Genomic DNA, 1484 nt, shown 5'->3' on the forward strand with positions numbered 1-1484 from the left:
GATCGCAACGGCCCGCCTATGTCAGCGATCCGCAGGCAAACTACGCCCGCTTCGGTTCACGCCGCCGACTTCCGATCAACGCCATCAGCATCGGCCCAATCGAGAACTCATTGGCTTCAGCTTTCCGCGTCAGGCCGCGCAGATATCCGCCGGCGCTGGAAATCGCCTCGCCGCGCTGTAGGATTGCCGCAACGACAATCGAGGCCTCCGTCTCGCCCATCGCATTCTGCGCATCGAGCCAGGCGCTTGGGCTAATCCCGAGCATCGATCGCACCATCGTCGCGGTCGCCAGGAAGTCTCGCCAGTTCGAAATCCCGCCGCGGGCGTAATCGATAATATCCGGGCAGGCATCGAGGACCATTCCCAGCGGGAAAGGCCGTTCTGGCTTCCTCACCGGTTCAGGATCGCTCTCGACCTCGACCACCCTGCTTTCTGGAAAGCTAGGTTCAAGATCAGTAGGAAGGTCTGGATTTGAATTCTGTTTGTGGCGCTCAGAATGAGACTCATTGCCGCTTAGATTCTGAGTTTTGGTGTGAAGTTCCAGCAGGTTGAGGATTTCATCAGCCAGCATCGATAGCTCGTCAGCAATCGGCTCCAGGAGCTCCATTGGAGCAGTGCGCGGAATACGATCAACAATCGCTCGATAGAGCGTGTGGATCTCCGGCCAGGTCGACGGGCCCTGCCCTGCCGAGTGTGCGGGGACGTTCTCCTCGATCGCGGTCGCGATCATCTTCGCGATGTCGCGACGACAGATGGTTATCCGCTCGCGAACGAGCTTGAGAGCTCGCTCCTCGAGCCTGAACTGCTCGGCCGCGCTCTCGATCTCTGCAGAACGAGCAACCAATGGCGACAGGTCGAAGCCGAAGGCGAGTTCGATCTCCCCTCCCCTCCCCTTCCGGGCGTAGCGCTTTCCGTTCGGGCTATCGCGGCGGATGATGAGACCGGAATCGACGAGGACAGCCAGGTGCCGTCGCAGCGTCGCCGGCGACATACCGTGCGCCCGTAACGCCAGCTGCTGGTTCGATGGGAAAACGATGAGCTGCTCGCCCGTCAGGACCGTCTCCGGATGGAACGTGAGCAGAGCGTCGAGCACCGCCAAGGCGCGCTCGTTCACGCCCAGCCGAGCTTTCGCCGTGCAGACATCCCGAAACAGATTCCATTTGTGGACCGCCTTTTCGGGCGGCCGCTCCTTCGCGAGCGACTGATTTGCCACATGGGCGAGCGTCAGCGTTCGCCGCCCGAAGGGCGTCGTTGAGATATGAGAAACCACGTTCCTTCACCTGTCGTTAGGCAAAAGAATCCCGGCCTCCAAAACGCATGCGCGTCAGGAGTGACTCTTGACAGCGATTCGCGGAAGTGTGATTCTCTAGGTGCGAACTGAGAGAAGGGCTTCCGGAATTCGTTTCGGGGGCCTTTTTCCTTTTGCGGGGCTAAATCCTCCAGTTGATTCTCAGGCGCTCAGCGCGCGCCCTATTCCGAGTTAC

At 60.1% G+C, this 1484-nt stretch carries 1 protein-coding gene; it reads right to left on the reverse strand.

Annotation, left to right across the window (positions count from 1 at the left end):
* Nucleotides 1-40: 40 nt before the first annotated feature.
* Nucleotides 41-1270 carry a plasmid replication protein RepC gene (repC, locus tag ACIPIA_RS16135; protein ID WP_400510988.1) on the reverse strand — a complete coding sequence of 410 codons (1230 nt, stop codon included), beginning with the start codon at nt 1268-1270 and terminating at the stop codon, nt 41-43.
* Nucleotides 1271-1484: the final 214 nt, after the last annotated feature.

It is taken from the genome of Allobosea sp. CER48, from assembly GCF_044752385.1.
Classification (GTDB): domain Bacteria; phylum Pseudomonadota; class Alphaproteobacteria; order Rhizobiales; family Beijerinckiaceae; genus Allobosea.